General features: G+C 64.7%; 12 protein-coding genes. 7 read left to right on the top strand and 5 right to left on the bottom strand.

The window, feature by feature from the left end:
• Nucleotides 1-5 precede the first annotated feature (5 nt).
• Genes ACZXDY_RS17580 through ACZXDY_RS17560 form a run of 5 tightly spaced genes read left to right on the top strand, consistent with a single transcriptional unit; the run spans nt 6 to nt 5473 of the window.
• Nucleotides 6-755, top strand: coding sequence for a CpaD family pilus assembly protein (locus ACZXDY_RS17580; RefSeq protein WP_208824115.1), 750 nt, complete (start codon nt 6-8; stop codon nt 753-755).
• Nucleotides 752-2017: an AAA family ATPase gene (locus tag ACZXDY_RS17575; protein WP_208824117.1), complete on the top strand. Its 1266-nt coding sequence runs from the start codon at nt 752-754 to the stop codon at nt 2015-2017. The genes ACZXDY_RS17580 and ACZXDY_RS17575 overlap by 4 nt, the downstream gene beginning before the upstream one ends.
• Nucleotides 2018-2035: 18 nt before the next feature.
• Nucleotides 2036-3499: a CpaF family protein gene (locus tag ACZXDY_RS17570; RefSeq protein ID WP_464346367.1), complete on the top strand. Its 1464-nt coding sequence runs from the start codon at nt 2036-2038 to the stop codon at nt 3497-3499.
• Nucleotides 3500-3510: 11 nt separating this feature from the next.
• Nucleotides 3511-4488 (top strand): type II secretion system F family protein, encoded by a 978-nt coding sequence (locus ACZXDY_RS17565; protein WP_028165100.1) that lies wholly within the window; start codon nt 3511-3513, stop codon nt 4486-4488.
• Nucleotides 4489-4498: 10 nt separating this feature from the next.
• Complete coding sequence (locus ACZXDY_RS17560) at nt 4499-5473, top strand: type II secretion system F family protein (RefSeq protein ID WP_028165099.1); 975 nt, start codon at nt 4499-4501, stop codon at nt 5471-5473.
• A 159-nt stretch (nt 5474-5632) separates the two neighbouring features.
• Here the strand turns inward: ACZXDY_RS17560 and ACZXDY_RS17555 are convergent, their stop codons facing one another.
• Nucleotides 5633-6442 carry a tetratricopeptide repeat protein gene (locus ACZXDY_RS17555; RefSeq protein WP_028165098.1) on the bottom strand — a complete coding sequence of 270 codons (810 nt, stop codon included), beginning with the start codon at nt 6440-6442 and terminating at the stop codon, nt 5633-5635.
• A gap of 129 nt (nt 6443-6571) precedes the next feature.
• On the opposite strand from ACZXDY_RS17555, the gene ACZXDY_RS17550 reads away from it, so the two are divergent.
• Together ACZXDY_RS17550 and ACZXDY_RS17545 are read left to right on the top strand one after the other, a co-directional pair.
• A complete protein-coding gene (locus tag ACZXDY_RS17550) occupies nt 6572-7954 on the top strand; it encodes a leucyl aminopeptidase family protein (protein WP_464346366.1) in 1383 nt (460 codons plus the stop codon).
• Nucleotides 7947-8789, top strand: coding sequence for a C40 family peptidase (locus ACZXDY_RS17545; protein ID WP_464346365.1), 843 nt, complete (start codon nt 7947-7949; stop codon nt 8787-8789). The genes ACZXDY_RS17550 and ACZXDY_RS17545 overlap by 8 nt, the downstream gene beginning before the upstream one ends.
• A gap of 266 nt (nt 8790-9055) precedes the next feature.
• On the opposite strand, the gene ACZXDY_RS17540 is transcribed toward ACZXDY_RS17545, so the two are convergent.
• Genes ACZXDY_RS17540 through ACZXDY_RS17525 form a run of 4 tightly spaced genes read right to left on the bottom strand, consistent with a single transcriptional unit; the run spans nt 9056 to nt 14849 of the window.
• Nucleotides 9056-10681, bottom strand: coding sequence for an ABC transporter ATP-binding protein (locus ACZXDY_RS17540; RefSeq protein WP_464346364.1), 1626 nt, complete (start codon nt 10679-10681; stop codon nt 9056-9058).
• An 11-nt stretch (nt 10682-10692) separates the two neighbouring features.
• Nucleotides 10693-11871, bottom strand: coding sequence for an ABC transporter permease (locus tag ACZXDY_RS17535; protein ID WP_464346363.1), 1179 nt, complete (start codon nt 11869-11871; stop codon nt 10693-10695).
• Nucleotides 11871-12980 carry a microcin C ABC transporter permease YejB gene (locus tag ACZXDY_RS17530; RefSeq protein ID WP_208824130.1) on the bottom strand — a complete coding sequence of 370 codons (1110 nt, stop codon included), beginning with the start codon at nt 12978-12980 and terminating at the stop codon, nt 11871-11873. The genes ACZXDY_RS17535 and ACZXDY_RS17530 overlap by 1 nt, the downstream gene beginning before the upstream one ends.
• A gap of 3 nt (nt 12981-12983) precedes the next feature.
• Entirely contained in the window at nt 12984-14849 is a 1866-nt protein-coding gene (locus tag ACZXDY_RS17525; RefSeq protein WP_464346362.1) for an extracellular solute-binding protein, read from the bottom strand.
• Nucleotides 14850-14855 lie beyond the last annotated feature (6 nt).

The raw sequence follows: 14855 nt of genomic DNA, 5'->3' as shown, positions 1-14855 counted from the left end.
GGACGATGACACCCAAGCTGACATCCAAACGTTCCGCCGATCGCAGCCGCGCCCTCGCCCGTCTCGGGGCACTGATCGGCATTGCCGTGGCGCTCGGTGCCTGTCGGCACACGGATGATTCGCCGCTCGCGAGCTATCCCGACGATTATCGCCTGCGCCATCCGATCGCAGTCCAGGAAGCCGACCGCTCCATCGTGGTGTTCGCCGGCAGCGGCCGCGGCGGCCTCACCGCCGAACAGCGCGCCGACGTGATGGGGCTGGCGCAGACCTGGCTGCGCGAAGGCACGGGCGCGATCAGCATCGACACACCGGTCGGCACGCCGAATGCGCGCGCCGCCGCCGATTCCCTGCGTGAGATCCAGGCGACCTTCGCCGCCGCCGGCGTGCCGCCGCGCGCGGTCGCCGTGCGCCAGTATCATCCCGAGGATCCGCGCCATTTCGCGGCCATCAGGATCAACTATGCGCGGATCTCGGCGGTGGCCGGCCCGTGCGGCACCTGGCCGGAGGACCTTGGACCGTCGATCAACAACAAGAGCTATTTCGACAACAAGCCCTATTACAATTTCGGCTGTGCCTACCAGCGCAACCTCGCCGCCATGGTCGACAATCCGAGTGACCTCGTGCAACCGCGCGCGGAGACGCCGCCATACACCGAGCGGCGTGACATCGCCTTCGCGAAATACCGGAAGGGCACCTCGACGACGACGACCTATCCCGAGGCCGACAAGGCCAAGCTGAGCGATGTGGGCAAATGATCAGCTACGCGCGCCAGAATTCCGACGCCCAGCCTGACGTCCCGCCGCCGACGGAGGAGCATATCGCGCCGGCGCCGCGGGTGTCGGTGCAGGCATTCTGCGACACGGTGGAGACCGCCGCCGCGGTGCAGTCGGCCGGCGAGGACCGCAGGCTCGCCAAGGCGCATCTGAAGATCCAGATGGGCGGCATGGCCGCCGCCATCGAGGCCTATCGCTCGGCGCCGACGCCAAACGTCATCATCCTGGAAACCGCGGCCAATGGCGACATCCTCGGCGGTCTCGACCAACTTGCCGCGGTCTGCGACGCCGGCACGCGCGTGATCGTGATCGGACGCCTCAACGATGTCGCGCTCTATCGCGAGTTGGTCCGCCGCGGCGTCAGCGACTACATGATCGCGCCTGTTGTCGCCATCGACGTGGTGCGCTCGGTCTGCAACCTGTTCTCGGCGCCGGAGGCCAAGGCGGTCGGGCGCATCCTTGCCGTGGTCGGCGCCAAGGGCGGCGTCGGCGCGTCCACGGTGGCGCATAACGTCGCCTGGGCGATCGCGCGCGACCTGGCGCTGGATTCCGTCGTCGCCGATCTCGATCTCGCCTTCGGCACCGCCGGCCTCGACTACAACCAGGATCCGCCGCAGGGAATCGCCGAGGCCGTGTTCTCGCCCGACCGCGTCGACACCGCCTTCATCGACCGGCTGCTGTCGAAATGCACCGATCACTTGAGCCTGCTGGCGGCGCCGGCCACGCTCGACCGCGTCTACGATTTCGGCGCCGAGGCCTTCGATGCGATCTTCGACACGCTTCGCACCACCATGCCCTGCACCGTGCTCGACGTCCCCCACCAATGGTCGGGCTGGACCAAGCGGGCACTGATCGCCGCCGACGACATCCTGGTGGTCGCAGTCCCCGACCTTGCCAACCTTCGCAACACCAAGAACCTGGTCGACCTCTTGAAGGCCTCGCGGCCGAACGACCGCGCGCCGCTCTACTGCCTCAACCAGGTCGGCGTGCCGAAGCGCCCCGAGATCAACGCCGCCGAATTCGCCAAGGCGATCGAGGCCGAGCCGATCGCGACGATTCCGTTCGATCCGCAGATCTTCGGCTCGGCCGCCAATAACGGCCAGATGATCGCGGAGATCTCCGCCAATCATCGCACCATCGAGATGTTCCTTCAAATCGCGCAGCGGCTGACGGGCCGCGGCGAGACCAAGAAAACCAAAGGGTCGTTCCTGTCGCCCCTGCTGGGGAAGCTGCGGGCGAAATAGCCGCTCTGGAGTAGAGTCGTGTTTGGTAAGCGTAGCGCAAATGACCGTGAAGTGCGGGCACTGAGGCCCGCTGCTCACGCGCCGGAACCGTCGGCCGCAGCCGCGCCGGCGCGCGAGATGGCGCCTCCGACCACGCCTTCGCCCCCGATCGCCCCGCCCAAGCCGCCGCCGGCGCCGACCGTCGACACGCGCCGGTCCGACACGTACTACCAGGTCAAGGCCACCATCTTCGGCGCGCTGATCGAGGCGATCGATCTCGCCCAGCTCGCCAAGCTCGACGGCGATTCCGCGCGCGAGGAAATTCGCGACATCGTCAACGAGATCATCGCGATCAAGAACATCGTGATGTCGATCGCCGAGCAGGAGGACCTGCTCGACGACATCTGCAACGACGTGCTCGGCTACGGTCCGCTCGAGCCGCTGTTGTCGCGCGACGACATCGCCGACATCATGGTCAACGGCGCCGGCACGGTTTACATCGAGGTCGGCGGCAAGATCCAGCGCACCGGCATCCGCTTCCGCGACAACCAGCAGCTTCTCAACATCTGCCAGCGCATCGTCAGCCAGGTCGGCCGCCGCGTCGACGAGTCTTCGCCGATCTGCGACGCGCGTCTCGCCGACGGTTCGCGCGTCAACGCCATCGTGCCGCCGCTCGCGATCGACGGGCCCGCGCTCACCATTCGTAAGTTCAAGAAGGACAAGCTGACGCTGGAGCAGCTCGTCAAGTTCGGCGCGATCACGCCGGAAGGCGCAAGCATCCTGCAGATCATCGGCCGCGTCCGCTGCAACGTCTTGATTTCCGGCGGCACCGGTTCGGGCAAGACCACCCTGCTGAACTGCCTGACCAACTATATCGAGCACGACGAGCGCATCATCACCTGCGAGGACGCCGCCGAGCTGCAACTGCAGCAGCCGCATGTGGTCCGGCTGGAGACCCGGCCGCCCAACATCGAAGGCGAAGGCCAGGTCACGATGCGCGAACTGGTCCGCAACTGCCTGCGTATGCGCCCCGAGCGCATCATCGTCGGCGAGGTCCGCGGACCGGAGGCGTTCGACCTGTTGCAGGCGATGAACACCGGCCACGACGGCTCGATGGGCACGCTGCACGCCAACAACCCGCGCGAGGCGCTGTCGCGCTGCGAATCCATGATCACGATGGGTGGCTTCGCGCTGCCCTCGCGCACCATCCGAGAGATGATCTGCGCTTCGATCGACGTCATCATCCAGGCGGCGCGCCTGCGCGACGGCTCCCGCCGCATCACCCACATCACCGAGGTGATGGGCATGGAAGGCGACACCATCATCACGCAGGACGTCTTCCTGTATGACATCGTCGGCGAAGACGCCAACGGCAAGATCATCGGCCGGCATCGTTCGACCGGCATCGGCCGGCCAAAATTCTGGGAGCGCGCCCGCTACTACAACGAGGAGAATCGCCTGGCCGCCGCGCTCGACGCCGCCGAAGCGCCGCCGCCGGCATAAGGAAGCCGATGATGAACCTGCAATCGCTTGCCCTCGCCTTCCTCGCGGCAACCGCCGTCGGCGGCCTCGGCTGGGTCTTCCTCTATCCTTTGCTGTCGGGGGAGAAGCAGGCGGAAGCGCGCCGCGCCTCCATTGGCCGCTCCGAACCCGCAACCGTTCGGCAGGCCGAACGAACCCAGCGTTCGCGCCGCGAGCAGGTCGAAGGGACCTTGCGCGAGCTCGACGCGCGACGGCAGAAGGAGGCGAAGCTTCCGCTGAGCAAGCGCCTGACCCAGGCCGGCCTCGACTGGACGCCTCAGAAGTACTGGATCATTTCCGCCGTCCTTGCAGCGATCGGCTTTGCGCTCTCCTACGTGATCGGCGGCGGACTGCTCGGCGCAGTAGGCATTGCCTTCGCCGCCGGCTTCGGACTGCCGCGCTGGCTGCTCGGTTACCTGAAAAAGCGCCGTGAGGCAGCGTTCCTCAAGGCGCTCCCCGACGCCGTCGACGTGATCGTGCGCGGCATCAAGGCCGGCCTGCCGTTGTTTGAATCGCTCAAGGTGGTCGCCAGCGACTCGCCTGAACCGCTCAAGAGCGAGTTCAAGGCGATCATCGAGACACAGACCATCGGCATGCCGCTCGGCGATGCCTGCGCCCGCCTCTACGAGAGCATGCCGCTGCCGGAAGCGAACTTCTTCGGTATCGTGGTCTCGATCCAGCAAAAATCCGGCGGCAATCTCTCGGAAGCGCTTGGCAACCTCTCCCGCGTGCTGCGCGACCGCAAGAAGATGAAAGAGAAGATCAAGGCGATGTCGATGGAAGCCAAGGCTTCCGCAAGCATCATCGGCGCACTGCCCCCGACCGTCATGACGCTCGTCTATATCACAGCACCCGATTACATCTCCCTGCTGTGGACCCATCCGACCGGTCAACTGATGCTGGTCGCCTGCGTGCTCTGGATGAGCATCGGCGTCTTCGTGATGAAGAAGATGATTAATTTCGATTTCTGATGGGTGAAGCATGATTGATCTTCTGGCCAGCAAGCTCCACGACGTCAGGTTCATGACCATGCTGCTTGCGGCGATCGCCGTGAGCGCAACCTGCTACTCGCTGATCATGCCGTTGTTCGCCGGCGAGAATCTGCAGAAGCGGATGAAGGCGGTGGCGAGCGAACGCGAGCGCATCCGCCAGCGCGAACGCGAACGGATGGCCAAATCGGAGAAAGCGTCGCTGCGGCAGGCGCCGAGGCAATTCGTCTCCAAGGTCGTGGAAGACCTCAACCTGAGCAAATGGGTGGCGCAGGAGAGCGCTCGCGACAAGCTCATCATGGCCGGCTATCGCGGCAACGCACCCTACATCACCTTTCTGTTCTTCCGTGCCCTGACGCCGATCGCCATGCTGGTCGGCGCCGTACTGTATGTTTTCGTGATTGCGAAACTGGAGGGCTCGATGCTGATGAATATCGGCATCTGCCTCGGCGCGGCGTATCTCGGATTGCAGGCGCCCATGCTGTTCCTGAAGAACGCCATCACCAAGCGTCAGCTTTCGATCAGGCGCGCTTTCCCCGATGCTCTCGACCTGCTCTTGATCTGCGTCGAGTCCGGCATGTCGGTCGAGGTCGCTTTCAGGAGAGTCGCAACCGAGATCGTCGGGCAATCGGTCGCGCTGTCCGAAGAGTTCACGCTCACCACGGCGGAGCTCTCCTACCTGCAGGACCGCAAGACGGCCTATGAAAACCTCGCCGCCCGCACCGGGCTCGAGAGCGTGAAGTCGGTCTGCCTGGCGCTGCAGCAGTCCGAGCGCTACGGCACGCCGCTCGGCCAGAGCCTGCGCGTGATGGCGCAGGAAAATCGCGATATGCGCATGTCGGAGGCCGAGAAGAAAGCTGCCGCGCTGCCGCCGAAACTGACGGTACCGATGATCCTGTTCTTCCTGCCCTGCCTCTTCATCGTCATTCTCGGACCGAGCTACATCAGGATCACCGAGCTGCACTGAACCGGTTGCGCGCGTCCCCGCGAGAGCATTTTCGAGCGAAGAAGTGGATACCGGTTCGCGTGAAGAAAACGCGTCAAAAAAAGAATCTAGAGCTTCGGTTCTGATTCAATCAGAACCGAAAATGCTCGAGAGAACTGGAGCTGGAACGCCGGAGACGGATCAGTCGTCGCGCGCGACGATCGGCACCGGTTTCGCCGCTGCGGTTCGCGGATTGTCCCGGCCCTTCAGCATGTCGCGGAGGTAGGCGACATTGGCGGCGGCTTCGTCCGCCGGCAGGTCGGCCTTGACGATATTCTCGGCTTCCGCGAACCGGCCCTGCAAGCCGACCACCAGGGCAAAGTTCTGCCGCACCCGGCTGTCGGCCCGGCTGCTGGCATAGGCACGGCGCAGATTCTCTTCCGCCTTGGGCAGGTCGCGGCTCAGCATGTATGACAGGCCGAGATTGGACAGCACGGATGGCTCGTCCGGCGCGAGGCGCAGCGCGCTCGCATAATAGCGGCGCGCCTCGTCATGCCGGCCAAGCCTGTCGAGCGTGGTTCCCTGCACCGACAGGATGCGCCAATCGGGATTGTCGGGTGAGTGCGCGCGGCTCAGCACGTCGAACGCCGCCTGCGCATTGCCGTTGTCGGCAAGCGCCCGGCCGTAGGCTGCGAGCAGTGGCCGGTTGCCGGGATTGGCGATGGTGGCCTGTTCCAGCATCGCGACCGCCTGCGCCCGCTGTCCGGTAGTACGCAGCGCCTGACTGTAACCGATCGCGGCTTCGACATCCTTCGGATTGGCGCGATAGCGCTCGCCATAGAATTCGACGGCGCGGCGCGGGTCATCCGGCGCGGCTGCGGCAGTCCTCGTCCGTGTGGTCAGGGAGCCCGCGACGTCGGAGAGCGTCTGGCAGCCGCCAAGACTTGCCGCCAGCAGCGCCGAAAGGGCAGCCGACGCGAGCGCGCGGGCAAGACTGGACTGTCGACGCATGGCGCTTTAACTCACAATTTCGCGCGAAAAGAACGAGCCGAATGCACCAGCAATAGACTGTTAACCCTAACGTCTGGTTAATTAGGCAGCGCCCCTGCCGTTTGCGCCCCTGCCATTGATGAGAGTCGCATGCCATCCATCTTCGAAACTGCATCCGTGTCGAACGCCATTCCCATCACCTTCGTCACCAAATCGAACTGGGAGCAGATCCGCGAGACGCTTCCCGCGCATGCGCGGCAGTTCGCGCAGGCCAATGGCTTTGCGGCCAGGCCCGGCAAATATCTCGCGCTTCCGGCGCCCGACGGTTCGCTCGCACAGGTGCTGTTCGGACTTGAGGATGAGGCAAGCCGGTCGCGCGATCCATTCCGGCCGGGCAGCCTGCCCGGATTGCTGCCATCAGGCCTCTACCGCTTCGCCAATGCGCCGCACGATACGCGGCTCGCCGCACTCGCCTTTGCGCTCGGCAACTACCGTTTCGGCCGCTATCGCAAGGCGGAAGCGCCCGATGTGCAGCTGGTGCCGCCGGATGGCGTCGACGCGGCAGACTTGGCGCGCATGGTGGAGGCCGCATGCCTGGCGCGCGACCTCATCAACACGCCCTCGAACGATATGGGGCCGCAAGAGCTGGCGCAGGCGGCGGAGCAGGTCGCGGCGCGGTTCGGCGCCACTTTCAACTGCATCATTGGCGACGAGCTGGTGCGACAGAATTTTCCGCTGATCCACGCCGTCGGCATGGCGTCGAACCGCGCGCCGCGGCTGATCGATTTCACCTGGGGCAAGCCCGATCACTCCAAGGTGACGCTGGTCGGCAAGGGCGTCTGCTTCGACACCGGCGGGCTCGATCTGAAACCATCGAGCGGCATGCTCATCATGAAGAAGGACATGGGCGGCGCCGCCAATGTGCTGGCGCTGGCGCAGATGGTGATGGACGCGAAGCTCAAGATACGGCTGCGCGTGCTGATCCCCGCGGTCGAGAATGCGGTGGCGGGCAACGCTTTCCGCCCGCTCGACATCTTCACCTCGCGCAAGGGGCTGACCGTCGAGATCGGCAACACCGACGCCGAGGGACGGCTGGTGCTTGCCGACGCGCTGGCGCTCGCCGATGAGGAGAAGCCGGATCTCCTGATCGATTTGGGTACGCTGACCGGCGCCGCGCGCGTGGCGTTGGGGCCGGACCTGCCGCCATTCTATACGCAAGACGATACGCTGGCAGCGGAGGTGGCGGCGCATGCGAGAGCGGAGCATGATCCATTATGGCGCATGCCGCTATGGCCTGCCTACGATGCCTGGCTGGATTCGAAGACCGCCGACATCACCAACGCGCCGTCGGGCACCTTCGCCGGTTCGATCACGTGCGCGCTGTTCCTGCAGCGCTTCGTCGAGCACGCCAAACGCTGGCTGCATGTCGATATCTACGGCTGGACTCCCAGCGCGAAACCGGCGCGGCCCGAGGGCGGCGAATGCCAGGCGGCGCGCGCGATCTACAAACTGTTGAGCCAGCGCTATGGATGATCCGCGCCTGACACCTTCCCGCGGCGACATCGCAGCCAAATATCTCGAAGGCAAGGTGCGCGCTGAGCGCTTCGTTGCGGGCGAGGAGTTCGAGATCGCGCACGCACTCGCACCGCTCCGCGACGGCCCCCGCTCCGACGCTACGCTGCTGACGCAGGCTCTGAAGGGCGAGCGCGTCACCATCTATGACCGCAACAGCGAGGGATTCGCCTGGGGCCAGCTTGGCAGCGACGGCTATGTCGGCTGGCTGCCCGACGCCGCACTGGCAAAACCTTCCGCCGCGCCGACCCACAAGGTGACGGCGCTGCGGACTTTTGCGTTCCCCGGTCCCTCGATCAAGCTACCGCCGGTCGAGACGCTGTCGCTCGGCGCCAGGCTGAACGTCGCGCGCGAGGACAGCACGTTCGCGGTGACGCGCGAGGGCTGGTATCTGCCGCGCCGCCATGTCGACAGCATCGACGGGATCGAGGATGATTTCGTCACCGTGGCCGAACGTTTCGTCGGCACGCCCTATCTCTGGGGCGGTAAGAGCAGCCTCGGTATCGATTGCTCCGGCCTGGTGCAGGTCGCGCTGACCGCCGCCGGCACCGGCTGTCCGCGCGACAGCGACATGCAGCAGCAAGGCCTCGGGCGCGAGCTGAGCGCGGCGGAAGCAAAGAAACTGCAACGCGGCGACCTGATCTTCTGGAAGGGCCATGTCGCCATCGTGCGCGATGCGACCACGATCGTGCATGCCAATGCGCATCACATGGCAACCGTGATCGAGCACACCACGGAAGCCATCGCCCGCATCAAGGCCGCCGGCAGCGACGTGGTCGCGATCAAGCGGCTTTAACTCGTAGCCCGGGTGGAGCGCAGCGCAACCCGGGACAGCTGCTTCAACGTCCCACCGGCGGACCCCGGGTTATGGACTAACGATGGCGCTCCTTCACCTCTCCCATTGGGAGAGGTCGGCGCGCAGCGCCGGGTGAGGGGCTCCGCTCTCTCGAGGGACCTGCCCCCTCACCCGATTTGCTTGCGCAAATCGACCTCGCCCCGCTGGGGAGAGGTGAACCGAGCCCGCGGCTCCCTCAACGCGACTCGAGACAGGCCAGCATGGAGTTACGTCGCCACGGCACCATTGCCTGCCGTCTCCAGGCGGAAGGCGGCGGCGAAGAGGGCGCGGGTGTAGTTGCTCTTCGGGTTCTTGAACAGTTCGGAGGCCGGGCCCTCCTCCTCGACCTTGCCGGATTTCATCACGATCAGATGGCTGGCGAGCGACGCCACCACGCGCAGATCGTGCGAGATGAACATGTAGGTGAGATCGCGCTTGCGCTGCAATTCGCGCAAGAGGTCGACCATCTGCGCCTGGAACAGCATGTCGAGCGCGCTGGTCGGCTCGTCGAGCACCACGAAATTCGGCTCCAGCACCACCGCGCGCGCGATCGAGATGCGCTGGCGCTGGCCGCCGGAAAATTCATGCGGATAGCGGAAGCGCCATTCCGGCTTGAGGCCGACATCCGTCAGTGCCTTGATCACCCGCGCCTCGCGCTCCTCGGCCGACAACTGGCGCTGATGAACGGTCAACCCTTCGGCCACGATGTCGCCGACCGACATGCGCGGGCTCAGCGCGCCGAACGGATCCTGGAACACGATCTGCATGTCGCGGCGGAACGGCCGCATCTGCTTGAAGCGCAGGCCCTGGATGTTGCTTCCCAAGAATACGATCGGCCCATCCGAGGAGATCAATCGCAGCAGCGCGAGACCGAGTGTGGTCTTGCCCGAGCCGGATTCGCCGACCACGCCGAGCGTCTCGCCCTTGCGCACGACGATGCTGACGCCGTCGACCGCCTTGATATGACCGACAGTCGAGCGCAGCAATCCGCGCTTGATCGGGAACCAGACCTTCAGATTATCCGCCGACATCACCACCGGCTGGTCCGGGCGCGGCGGCGCCGGATCGGGCTTCGGCTCCGCGGCGAGGAGATCGCGGGTGTAAGGATGCTTCGGCGCGGTGAAGACCTGCTCGACCGGACCGTGCTCGACGATCTTGCCGCCATTCATGACGCAGACGGTGTCGGCGATGCGGCGGACGATGCCGAGATCATGGGTGATGAACAGCATGCTCATGCCGAGCCGGGTGCGGATTTCGGCCAGCAGCGCCAGGATCTGCGCCTGCACGGTGACGTCGAGCGCCGTCGTCGGCTCGTCCGCGATCAGAAGGTCGGGCTCGTTGGCGAGCGCCATCGCGATCATCACGCGCTGGCGCTGGCCGCCGGAGAGCTGATGCGGATAGCTCTGCAGCCGCGTCTCCGGCTCGGGAATGCCGACCTGCGTCAGGAGCTCGATGGTGCGCGCCCGCGCCGCCGCGCCGCGCACGCCGCTGTGCAGCGACAGGATCTCGCCGATCTGCGACTCGATGGTGTGCAGCGGATTGAGCGAGGTCATCGGCTCTTGGAAGATGATCGAGATGTCGTTGCCCCGCACCTCGCGCATCTCGCGCTCCGAGGCGGTAAGAAGGTCGCGCCCCTTGAACCGGACGCTGCCGGAAGGATGTGACGCGGCCGGATAGGGTAACAGCCTCAGGACCGACAATGCGCTGACGGATTTGCCCGAGCCGGATTCGCCGACCAGCGCGACGCATTCGCCGCGCTTGATCGAGAACGAAACATGGTCGACCGCGATCGACGGGCCGAAGGCGACCGAGAGGTCGCGGACATCGAGCAGCGGCTGGTTGATGGCGTCCATGATGCGGCCCTCTACCTGAACGTCTTGCGCGGGTCGAAGGCGTCACGCGCGGCCTCGCCGATGAAGATCAGCAGCGAGAGCATGATCGCGACCGAGAAGAAGCCGGTGAAGCCGAGCCACGGCGCCTGCACATTGGCCTTGCCCTGCGCCAGCAATTCACCGAGCGAAGGCGAGCCCGGCGGCAAGCCAAACCCTAAGAAGTCCAGCGCGGTCAGCGTCATCACCGAGGACGAGACGATGAACGGCAGGAAGGTCATGGTCGCCACCATCGCGTTCGGCAACAGGTGACGGAACATGATCACCGCATTGGAGACGCCGAGCGCGCGCGCCGCCTGGATGTACTCGAAATTGCGCCCGCGCAAAAATTCCGCGCGCACCAGGCCGACCAGCGACACCCAGGAGAACAAGAGGAGGATGCCGAGCAGGATGAAGAAGCCCGGTGGCAGCACCGCCGAGATGATCAGCAGCAGATAGAGCGAGGGGATCGCGGTCCAGACCTCGATCAGGCGCTGGAACGTCAGATCGATCCAGCCGCCGAAATAGCCCTGCACGCCGCCGGCGGCGACGCCGATGATCGAGGACAGGATGGTCAGCGTCAGGCCGAACAGCACCGAAATCCGGAAACCATAGATCAGGCGTGCCACCACGTCGCGGCCCTGGTCGTCGGTGCCAAGCCAGTTGTATTCAAGGTCGCGGCAGCCGCTGAGCTGCTTCCTCTCGACCACCTCCTTGCACTGCGCTTCGGTCAGGAGCCAGGTCGGCTTCGACGGCGCCGGCGTCGGCAGATCGAGATTGTGGGTATCGTAGGAATAGCGGATTGGCGGCCAGATGATGGTGCCGCCCTTGGCCGCGATCTGCTTCTGCAAATAGGGATCGCGGTAATCCGCCGTGGTCTCGAAATCGCCGCCGAACGTCGTCTCCGCGTAATTGAAGAGCACCGGCCAATAGAGCCGGCCGTCATATCTGACCATCAGCGGGCGATCATTGGCGATGAAATTGGCGAACAGCGAGATCACGAACAGCGTGAGGAAGATCCAGAACGACCAGTAGCCCCGGCGGTTGGCCTTGAAGTTCTGCCAGCGGCGCTTGTTGAGCGGCGACGGCTCGAAGGGATGGCGGCTCGGCGGCACCGCTTCGCCGAGTGGCGATTGCGTGGTGGTCTCGACAGGCTGGGGCGCAAGCATCGTCATCAGACTTCCCTCGCCTCGAAATCGATCCTTGGATCGATCCACATGTAAGCGAGATCGGAGATCAGGTTCACGACCAGACCGACCAGCGAAAAGATGAACAGCGTGCCGAACACGACAGGATAGTCGCGGTTCAGCACGCTCTCGAAGCCGAGCAGGCCGAGCCCGTCGAGCGAGAAGATGGTCTCGATCAAAAGCGAGCCGGAGAAGAAGGCGTGGATGAACGCGCTCGGAAAGCCCGCGATCACGATCAGCATCGCATTACGGAAGATGTGGCCGTACAGCACCTGCCGCTCACTGCAGCCCTTGGCGCGCGCGGTCATGACATACTGCTTGCGGATCTCATCCAGGAACGAGTTCTTGGTCAGCAGCGTCATGGTGGCAAACGCCCCGAGCGCCATCGAGATCAAGGGCAGCGTGATGTGCCAGAAATAGTCGATGATTTTCCAGTACCAGGGGAACTGCGACCAGCCGTCCGAGGTCAGCCCGCGCAGCGGGAACAGGTTGAAGAACGAGCCGCCGGCGAACAGGATGATCAGCAGGATCGCAAACAGGAAGCCGGGAATCGCAAAACCGATGATGACCACCGCCGAGGTCCAGGTGTCGAACCGCGAGCCGTCATGCACGGCCTTGCGGATGCCAAGCGGAATCGAGATCAGGTAGGTCAGCAGCGTCATCCAGATGCCGAGCGACATCGACACCGGCAATTTTTCCTTGATCAGCTGGATCACGCTGACGTCGCGGAAATAGCTCTTGCCGAAATCGAAGCGGGCGAAGTTCCACACCATCAGCAGGAAGCGCTCGGGCGCCGGCTTGTCGAAGCCGAACTGCTTTTCGAGGTTCTTGATGAAGGCCGGATCGAGGCCCTGCGCACCGCGGTACTTCGAGTTGACCGCATCCGCCGAGGCGCCGCCCGGCGCACGCGCGGCAAAATCGCCGCCGGAAGACCCCGAGACTCGCGAGGAGCCGCCGGTATCGGCGCCGGAGAGCTGGGCCAGCACACGCTCGACCGGTCCGCCCGGCGCGAACTGCACGACCACGAAAGACACGAAGAGGATGCCGAGCAGCGTCGGCACCATCAGGAGAATGCGGCGGGCGATATAGGCGCTCATGTCTTACTTCGCCTGTTCGGCGTTACCGGCCTTGGCCGGGTCGGCCCACCAGTTATCCGGCGCTCCCACGCCTTGTGCATAGCGCGCCGGCTTCGGCGGATGGGCGAACAGATCCCAATAGGCCACCTTGTGCGTGTTGGCGTACCACTGCGGCACCCAATAGCGCCCGGCACGGAACACGCGGTCGAAGGCGCGGCAGGCGGTGGTTAGTTCCGCCCTGGTCTCGGCGGCGATGATCTTCTCGACCAGCGCATCGATCACCGGGCTGGAAATGCCTGCGAGGTTATAGGAGCCTTTGGTGCTGGCGGCCTGCGACGAAAAGAACGCCCGCATGACATCGCCCGGGGTCGCCGACATCGAGAAGCGCTGGATGGTCATGTCGAAATCGAAATCCTCCAGCCGCGCGCGATACTGCACGGCATCGATCAGCCGGAAGGTGGCGTCGATGCCGAGCGTAGCGAGGTTCTTGATGTAGGGCCCGTGATGTGGCTGGATCGAGGCTTCGTCATTGAGGAATTCGATGGTGAAGGGCTCGCCGTTCGGCAGCAACCGCTTGCCGTCCTTGACGACACAGCCGGCGTCGCTCAGCAGCTGCGCCGCCTTGCGCAATAGCGCCCTGTCCTGCCCCGAACCATCAGACACCGGCGGCACGAAGGGCTTGCCGAACACCTCGTCCGGCACCTGGCCGCGGAACGGTTCGAGCAATGCCAGCTCTTCCGGCGACGGTGGGCCGGAGACCATCATGTCCGAATTCTGGAACGGCGAATGGGTGCGCGCATAGGCGCCGTACATGATGGTCTTGTTGGTCCACTCGAAATCGAAGGCGTAGATCAGCGCCTCGCGCACACGCGGGTCTTTGAACTTGTCGCGGCGCAAGTTGATGAACCAGCCCTGCGCGCCCGACGGCGTCTCGTCCGGCAACAACTCGCGCTTGACGCGGCCTTCCTTGATCGCAGGGAAATCATAGCGCGTGGCCCAGATGCGCGCGGTGAACTCTTCCCGGTAGAGATAATTCCTGCCCGTGAAACCCTCGAAGGCGACGTCGCGGTCGCGATAGAATTCGTAGCGGACGGTGTCGAAATTGTAGCTGCCGCGGCAGACCGGAAGATCGGCCGCCCACCAGTCCTTGACGCGATCATATTCGATGAAGCGGTTGACCTCGAACCGGCCGACCTTGTACGGCCCCGACCCGAGCGGCGTATCCAGCGTCGATTCATCGAACGCGCGCTTGGCGTAATAGGCCTTCGAGAAGATCGGCAGGGTTGCAACATAAAGCGGCACGTCGCGCGCGCGCTTCGGCGCGAAGCTGACGACGACGGTGGCATCGTCGAGCGCCTCGGCCTTGATGAAGTCGCGGAGCTGAACCAGGATCAGCGGGTGCCCCTTTTCCTTCAACGTGTTCAGCGAGAACGCGACGTCATGAGCGGTCAGCTTCGAGCCATCGTGAAAGCGCGCCTCGGGGCGCATGGTGAAGGTGTAGGTGAGTTTGTCTGGCGAAATCCGCACCGACTTTGCGGCCAGCCCATATATCGCATCGGGCTCGTCACCGGCGCGCGCCATCAGCGCCGTGAACGTCATGTCCATGCCCTGCGCACCCTCACCCTTGAGGATGTAGGCGTTGAGCGAATTGAACGTGAAATAGGACTGATTGTAGGCGCGGACCGACGGGATCAGCGAGAACGTGCCGCCCTTGGGGGCATTCACGTTGACATAGTCGAAATGGTGGAAGTCGGCGGGATATTTCAAGTCGCCGAACGCCGACATGCCGTGCATGTCGGCGCCATTATCGGCGGCTGCCGGACGAAGCCGCGTCGCGCATAGCGCACCGATACCGAAGCCGAGCGCGTGCCGACGGGTGAATAGCGCCATGCGCGA

This window comes from Bradyrhizobium sp. LeoB3, from assembly GCF_055456055.1.
Note: the sequence above shows the minus strand (reverse complement) of the source record. Positions and strands in the feature narration are given on the sequence as shown.

Excerpts from the sequence above, each read along its gene's own strand:
- ACZXDY_RS17580 (WP_208824115.1), top strand. The coding sequence starts at position 6 with ATGACACCCAAGCTGACATCCAAACGTTCCGCCGATCGCAGCCGCGCC.
- ACZXDY_RS17575 (WP_208824117.1), top strand. The coding sequence starts at position 752 with ATGATCAGCTACGCGCGCCAGAATTCCGACGCCCAGCCTGACGTCCCG.
- ACZXDY_RS17565 (WP_028165100.1), top strand. The coding sequence starts at position 3,511 with ATGAACCTGCAATCGCTTGCCCTCGCCTTCCTCGCGGCAACCGCCGTC.
- ACZXDY_RS17560 (WP_028165099.1), top strand. The coding sequence starts at position 4,499 with ATGATTGATCTTCTGGCCAGCAAGCTCCACGACGTCAGGTTCATGACC.
- ACZXDY_RS17555 (WP_028165098.1), bottom strand. The coding sequence starts at position 6,442 with ATGCGTCGACAGTCCAGTCTTGCCCGCGCGCTCGCGTCGGCTGCCCTT.
- ACZXDY_RS17550 (WP_464346366.1), top strand. The coding sequence starts at position 6,572 with ATGCCATCCATCTTCGAAACTGCATCCGTGTCGAACGCCATTCCCATC.
- ACZXDY_RS17545 (WP_464346365.1), top strand. The coding sequence starts at position 7,947 with ATGGATGATCCGCGCCTGACACCTTCCCGCGGCGACATCGCAGCCAAA.
- ACZXDY_RS17540 (WP_464346364.1), bottom strand. The coding sequence starts at position 10,681 with ATGGACGCCATCAACCAGCCGCTGCTCGATGTCCGCGACCTCTCGGTC.
- ACZXDY_RS17535 (WP_464346363.1), bottom strand. The coding sequence starts at position 11,871 with ATGACGATGCTTGCGCCCCAGCCTGTCGAGACCACCACGCAATCGCCA.
- ACZXDY_RS17530 (WP_208824130.1), bottom strand. The coding sequence starts at position 12,980 with ATGAGCGCCTATATCGCCCGCCGCATTCTCCTGATGGTGCCGACGCTG.
- ACZXDY_RS17525 (WP_464346362.1), bottom strand. The coding sequence starts at position 14,849 with ATGGCGCTATTCACCCGTCGGCACGCGCTCGGCTTCGGTATCGGTGCG.